Origin of the sequence: Simplicispira sedimenti (genome assembly GCF_022760965.1) — a bacterium.
GTDB lineage: Bacteria > Pseudomonadota > Gammaproteobacteria > Burkholderiales > Burkholderiaceae_C > Simplicispira > Simplicispira sedimenti.
In genome coordinates, this window is record NZ_JAKVIJ010000001.1 from 552,586 (window position 1) to 558,861 (window position 6,276).

The 6,276-nt window shown below is 63.0% G+C and carries 7 protein-coding genes; all 7 read left to right on the forward strand.

Annotated features, from left to right (window positions below; genetic code table 11):
* Positions 1–9 precede the first annotated feature (9 nt).
* Positions 10–360 carry a (2Fe-2S) ferredoxin domain-containing protein gene (locus MJ602_RS02485; protein ID WP_162017672.1) on the forward strand — a complete coding sequence of 117 codons (351 nt, stop codon included), beginning with the start codon at positions 10–12 and terminating at the stop codon, positions 358–360.
* Positions 361–443: 83 nt separating this feature from the next.
* On the forward strand, positions 444–1,073 hold the full coding sequence (locus tag MJ602_RS02490) for an alpha/beta hydrolase (protein WP_162017671.1): 630 nt from the start codon (positions 444–446) through the stop codon (positions 1,071–1,073).
* A 43-nt stretch (positions 1,074–1,116) separates the two neighbouring features.
* Positions 1,117–2,286 carry a D-alanyl-D-alanine carboxypeptidase family protein gene (locus tag MJ602_RS02495; RefSeq protein ID WP_243019257.1) on the forward strand — a complete coding sequence of 390 codons (1,170 nt, stop codon included), beginning with the start codon at positions 1,117–1,119 and terminating at the stop codon, positions 2,284–2,286.
* Positions 2,287–2,434: 148 nt separating this feature from the next.
* Positions 2,435–2,812: a 30S ribosomal protein S12 gene (gene rpsL / locus MJ602_RS02500; RefSeq protein ID WP_162017669.1), complete on the forward strand. Its 378-nt coding sequence runs from the start codon at positions 2,435–2,437 to the stop codon at positions 2,810–2,812.
* A 168-nt stretch (positions 2,813–2,980) separates the two neighbouring features.
* Positions 2,981–3,454, forward strand: coding sequence for a 30S ribosomal protein S7 (gene rpsG / locus MJ602_RS02505; protein WP_162017668.1), 474 nt, complete (start codon positions 2,981–2,983; stop codon positions 3,452–3,454).
* A gap of 152 nt (positions 3,455–3,606) precedes the next feature.
* Complete coding sequence (gene fusA / locus MJ602_RS02510; RefSeq protein ID WP_243019258.1) at positions 3,607–5,709, forward strand: elongation factor G; 2,103 nt, start codon at positions 3,607–3,609, stop codon at positions 5,707–5,709.
* Positions 5,710–5,877: 168 nt separating this feature from the next.
* On the forward strand, positions 5,878–6,276 hold a 399-nt coding region (locus tag MJ602_RS02515), incomplete at its 3' end, for a GTP-binding protein (RefSeq protein WP_243019259.1).

Here is a 6,276-nt window from a genome sequence, read left to right on the forward strand (position 1 = left end):
ATAGAGGGCATGAGCGACAACACCCCGTCCGCGCCCGGCTATTTCGAGCGCCACATCTTCTTCTGCCTCAACGAACGCGCCAATGGCGAGGCCTGCTGCGCCCAGCATGGCGCCCAGGAGGCCTTCGAGCGCTGCAAGGCGCTGGTCAAGGCCGCTGGCCTGGCCGGGCCCGGCAAGGTGCGCGTGAACAAGGCAGGTTGCCTGGACCGCTGCGCTGCAGGCCCGGTGGCCGTGGTGTACCCGGAGGGCGTGTGGTACAGCTATGTGGATGCGGCCGACATCGACGAAATCGTCGAATCGCACCTGAAGAATGGCCAGGTAGTGGAGCGCCTGCGCACGCCGCCGGAACTTGGGCGCTGAACGCGACTCCATCGGTTTCAAGCATTTTTTGGCTGTTGGCGCTTTATGGATAAGCGCCAACAGCTATACAATTGATAGCAAATATGAATGCCCAGACCGAAACCCTGCTGCTGGAGGGCGCTGCGGGCGCCATCGAGGCGCGGCGCGACCTGCCCGCGGGCACGCCGTGCGGCATCGCAGTGATTGCGCATCCCCACCCCCTGTTTGGCGGCACCCTGGACAACAAGGTTGTGCAGACCCTGGCGCGTGCCTTTGTTCAGTGCGGCTGGGGCGCGGTGCGTTTCAACTTCCGGGGCGTCGGCGCAAGCGCGGGCGTGCACGATGCAGGCCAGGGCGAACGCGAGGACCTGCTGGCCGTGGTGCGCCAGGTGGCGCCCCAGGGGCCGTTGGCGCTGGCGGGGTTTTCCTTTGGCGCCTTCGTGACCAGCCATGCGCTGGCCGCCCTGTGGTCGCAGCGGGATGTGCGCCATGCGGTGCTGGTGGGAACGGCGGCCAGCCGCTTCCAGGTCGCGCCCGTTCCTCCCGAGGCGCACCTGCGCACGCTGGTACTGCACGGCGAGCAGGACGACACCGTCCCTCTGGCCGATGTGCTGGACTGGGCTCGGCCCCAGACCCTGCCGGTCACCGTGATCCCTGGTGGCGGGCACTTCTTTCACGGGCAATTGTCCCTTCTCAAGAACCTGGTGGTGCGCCACCTGCAATCGGCGGTCTGAACCGCACGGCCCCCGCAGCGGGGCCTTTCCTGGAATCCTTGGCATGAATCGACTTATTTCCACCTTCCGATCCTGGGCCCTGGCCGCAGGCCTGTCTGCCCTGGCCTGGGGCGCGATGGCGCAGGCGCCTCAGCCGCCTGAAATCGCGGCGCGCGCGTACCTCCTGGTGGACGTGACGGCCGGTCAGGTGCTGGCCTCGCGCGATATGGACGCGCCGGTAGAGCCTGCCTCGCTCACCAAGCTGATGACGGCCTACCTGGTCTTTGACGCACTGCGCGCCAAGAAAATCGCGTTGGACCAAAAGCTGCCCGTGAGCACGCGCGCCTGGAAGATGCCCGGTTCGCGCATGTTCATCGACCCCAAGATGCAGGTGCCGGTGGACGACCTGCTCAAGGGCATGATCGTGCAGTCGGGCAACGACGCCACCGTGGCCCTGGCCGAGGGCGTGGGCGGAACGGTCGAGAACTTCGTCAAGCTCATGAACGACCAGGCGCGTGCGCTGGGCATGACCAACACCGGGTTCAAGAATCCTGAGGGCCTGACCGAAGCCGGCCACACCACCACGGCGCGCGACCTGTCCATCCTGGCCACGCGGCTGATGCAGGAGTTCCCCAGCTACATGCACTATTACTCCACCAAGCAGTACCGTTACGAAGGCACGCCTGCCTCCAACAGCAACAACCGCAACCTGCTGCTGTACCGCGACCCGTCGGTGGACGGACTCAAGACCGGCCATACGCAGGCGGCGGGTTACTGCCTGGTGGCAACGGCCAAGCGCGAGTTCCCGGGCCTGGGGCAACGCCGTCTGCTGTCCATCGTGCTGGGTGCGGCCAGCGAAAATGCGCGCGCCAACGAAAGCCAGAAGCTGCTCAACTGGGGTTACACCGCCTTTGATGCGGTCAAACTGTTTGATGCGGGCCAGGCTGTGCAGACGCCGCATGTCTGGAAAGGCGCGGAGTCCAGCGTCAAGCTCGGCCGGGCCGAGCCCATCGTCGTCGCCGTGCCTGCGGGCAGTGGCGGCAAGATCAGCACGCAGGTGTTGCGCCCCGACCCCCTGGTGGCCCCACTGGCCCAGGGCCAGGAAATCGGAAGCCTGAAGGTGGTGCTGGGCGACCAGACGCTGCGTGAAGTCCCCCTGGTGGCGCTCGAAGGTGTGGCGCAGGCGGGGATTTTTGGGCGCACCTGGGACGCCATCCGTCTCTGGATCAAATAGCCGACGTGCCTGCTTCAAGCCGAGCCGACGGCCGACTTGGGCCGCGGCCTCCCTTGCGTCGGCGGCATCAATCTGCTACATTCGAGGGCTTTTCGGAAATTCCGAAGGGATTCACGTTTTCGTTTTTCACGTAAGGGACGAACAGTTCATGCCAACCATTAATCAACTCGTGCGTCACGGGCGCGAGGTCGAAAAGACCAAATCCAAGAGCCCGGCGATGCAAAACTGCCCCCAGCGCCGCGGCGTGTGCACCCGTGTGTACACCACGACGCCCAAGAAGCCTAACTCCGCTCTGCGTAAGGTCGCCAAGGTGCGCCTGACCAACGGCTTCGAAGTCATTTCCTACATCGGCGGCGAAGGCCACAACCTGCAGGAACACAGCGTGGTGCTGGTTCGCGGCGGTCGTGTCAAGGACTTGCCCGGTGTGCGTTACCACATCGTCCGCGGTTCTCTGGACCTGCAGGGCGTGAAGGATCGCAAGCAGGCGCGCTCCAAGTACGGTGCGAAGAAGCCCAAGGCCAAATAAGCCCTGGACTTGTCCGTCTGAATCATTCGGTGCTGTTCCCCGCGTGGCGCGGAGTCCAGCGTAGTGACCCCAAACGCAGATGTTCTGCGCGGGTCGAGTAAGTGGGAGTCCTGAATGGCTCTCGCGGTACCGGAAACGGTGCCAACTGAAGCAAGATAGAGGTAAAAAATGCCACGTCGTCGCGAAGTCCCCAAACGTGAAATCCTGCCGGATCCCAAGTTCGGCAATGTAGAGCTGTCCAAATTCATGAACGTGATCATGGAAGGCGGCAAAAAGGCAGTGGCAGAGCGCATCATTTACGGCGCTCTGGAACTGATCCAGAAGAAGCATCCGGACAAGGATGCTCTGGAAGCGTTCACCGTTGCCATCAACAACGTCAAGCCCATGGTGGAAGTCAAGTCCCGCCGTGTGGGTGGCGCCAACTACCAGGTGCCCGTGGAAGTGCGTCCTGTGCGTCGTCTGGCCCTGTCGATGCGCTGGATCAAGGAAGCGGCCCGCAAGCGCAGCGAGAAATCCATGGCCCAGCGCCTGGCCAACGAAATCCTCGAGGCCACCGAAGGCCGAGGCGGCGCCATGAAGAAGCGTGACGAAGTGCACCGCATGGCCGAAGCCAACAAGGCATTCAGCCACTTCCGCTTCTAAACCGGCTGACCTGCCTCTTCCTGTCTGCGCAAGGCTGCCGGCTCTCTTGCCTGCAGCCTTGTCGCGATTGAGGCGGTCCCGAAATGGCCGGGTGCCAGCCAGAAGCTGACGCAAGGCCGCCCCCGAATAACACGACCCATCAAGGATCCACCATGGCTCGCAAGACCCCCATCGAGCGCTACCGCAATATCGGTATCTCGGCCCACATTGACGCCGGCAAGACCACCACGACCGAGCGTATTCTTTTCTACACCGGCGTGACCCACAAGCTGGGCGAGGTGCACGATGGCGCCGCGACCACGGACTGGATGGAACAAGAGCAAGAGCGCGGCATCACGATCACCTCGGCGGCCGTGACCTGCTTCTGGAAGGGCATGGACATGTCCTACCCCGAGCACCGCTTCAACATCATCGACACCCCCGGCCACGTGGACTTCACCATCGAGGTGGAGCGTTCCATGCGCGTGCTGGACGGCGCCTGCATGGTGTACTGTGCCGTGGGTGGCGTGCAGCCCCAGTCGGAAACCGTGTGGCGTCAGGCCAACAAGTACAAGGTGCCCCGTCTGGCCTTCGTGAACAAGATGGACCGCACCGGCGCCAACTTCTTCAAGGTCTATGACCAGATGAAGTTGCGCCTGAAGGCCAACCCCGTGCCCGTGGTGATCCCGATCGGCGCCGAGGAAAACTTCAAGGGCGTCGTGGACCTGATGAAGATGAAGGCCATCATCTGGGACGAGGCTTCGCAAGGCATGAAGTTCGAATACCAGGACATCCCTGCGGATCTGGTGGAGTCGGCCAAGGAATGGCGTGAAAAAATGGTGGAAGCTGCTGCTGAAGCCTCTGAAGAGCTGATGAACAAGTACCTGGAAGAGGGTGACCTCAGCGAAGCGGAAATCAAGGCGGGCCTGCGTCAGCGCACCATCGCCACCGAAATCCACCCGATGCTGTGTGGTACCGCGTTCAAGAACAAGGGCGTGCAGCGCATGCTGGATGCCGTGATCGACTACCTGCCTGCGCCGACCGATATTCCCGATGTGACGGGTACGGACGAAGACGAGCAGCCTGTGAGCCGCAAGGCCGACGACAACGAGAAGTTCTCGGCCCTGGCGTTCAAGCTGATGACCGACCCCTTCGTCGGCCAACTGACCTTCGTGCGTGTGTACTCCGGCGTGCTGACCAAAGGCGACACGGTGTACAACTCCGTCAAGGGCAAGAAGGAGCGTATCGGTCGTATCGTGCAGATGATGGCCAACGACCGCGTGGAAGTGGACGAAATCCGCGCTGGCGACATCGCCGCCTGCGTGGGTCTGAAGGAAGTGACCACCGGCGAAACGCTGTGCGACGTGGCTTCGCCCATCGTGCTTGAGCGCATGGTGTTCCCCGAGCCCGTGATCTCGCAGGCCGTGGAGCCCAAGACCAAGGCCGATCAGGAAAAGATGGGCATCGCCCTGTCGCGCCTGGCTTCGGAAGACCCATCGTTCCGCGTGCGTACCGACGAGGAATCCGGCCAGACCATCATTTCCGGCATGGGCGAGCTGCACCTGGAAATCATCGTGGACCGCATGAAGCGCGAGTTCGGTGTGGAAGCCAACGTGGGCAAGCCCCAGGTGGCCTACCGCGAAACCGTGCGCAAGTCGGTGGCCGATGTGGACGGCAAGTTCGTGCGCCAGTCGGGCGGCAAGGGCCAGTACGGCCACGTGGTGTTCCGCCTGGAGCCCAACGAAGCCGGCAAGGGTTTCGAGTTCCTGGACGAAATCAAGGGTGGTGTGGTGCCGCGCGAGTACATCCCTGCGGTGGAAAAGGGCGTGATCGAAGCACTCAACAGCGGTGTGCTGGCCGGCTTCCCGGTGGTGGACGTGAAGGTCGCGCTGACCTTCGGTTCCTACCACGACGTGGACTCGTCCGAGCAGGCGTTCAAGATGGCTGCCATCTTTGGTTTCAAGGAAGCCGCCCGCAAGGCCAATCCCGTCATCCTGGAGCCCATGATGGCCGTGGAAGTGGAGACGCCCGAAGACTACGCCGGCAACGTGATGGGTGACCTGTCCAGCCGTCGCGGCATGGTGCAGGGCATGGACGACATGGTCGGTGGCGGCAAGATCATCAAGGCCGAAGTGCCCCTGTCGGAAATGTTCGGCTACTCCACCACGCTGCGTTCCATGTCGCAGGGCCGTGCCACCTACACGATGGAATTCAAGCACTACAGCGAGGCGCCTCGCAACGTGTCTGAAGCCATCGTGGCCGCACGCGCCAAGTAAGAAATTGGCCTCTGGCGCCCGATAGCAGGGCGCTGGAAGCTATGTTTTTGATAGCAATTTCGCAAAGTCTGCGACCCGGCGCCATCCCGTTGCCCTGTGCGGGGTGAACCAGCAGCCGAGTGCAGACGTAAAACCCCAACACAGGCATTGCTCTTTGGAGAGATTGACATGGCAAAAGAGAAATTTGAGCGGACCAAGCCGCACGTCAACGTTGGCACGATCGGCCACGTGGACCACGGCAAGACGACGCTGACGGCGGCCATCGCTACCGTGCTGTCGGCCAAGTTCGGCGGCGAAGCCAAGAAGTACGACGAAATCGACGCAGCGCCTGAAGAAAAGGCGCGCGGCATCACCATCAACACCGCCCACGTCGAGTATGAAACGGCCAACCGCCACTACGCCCACGTGGACTGCCCTGGCCACGCCGACTACGTCAAGAACATGATCACCGGTGCCGCCCAGATGGACGGCGCCATCCTGGTCTGCTCCGCCGCTGACGGCCCGATGCCCCAGACCCGCGAGCACATCCTGCTGGCCCGCCAGGTCGGCGTGCCCTACATCATCGTC

Bases quoted from the DNA above. Each gene is read 5' to 3' on its own strand.
- MJ602_RS02485 (WP_162017672.1), top strand. From the start codon at position 10: ATGAGCGACAACACCCCGTCCGCGCCCGGCTATTTCGAGCGCCACATC.
- MJ602_RS02490 (WP_162017671.1), top strand. From the start codon at position 444: ATGAATGCCCAGACCGAAACCCTGCTGCTGGAGGGCGCTGCGGGCGCC.
- MJ602_RS02495 (WP_243019257.1), top strand. From the start codon at position 1,117: ATGAATCGACTTATTTCCACCTTCCGATCCTGGGCCCTGGCCGCAGGC.
- rpsL (WP_162017669.1), top strand. From the start codon at position 2,435: ATGCCAACCATTAATCAACTCGTGCGTCACGGGCGCGAGGTCGAAAAG.
- rpsG (WP_162017668.1), top strand. From the start codon at position 2,981: ATGCCACGTCGTCGCGAAGTCCCCAAACGTGAAATCCTGCCGGATCCC.
- fusA (WP_243019258.1), top strand. From the start codon at position 3,607: ATGGCTCGCAAGACCCCCATCGAGCGCTACCGCAATATCGGTATCTCG.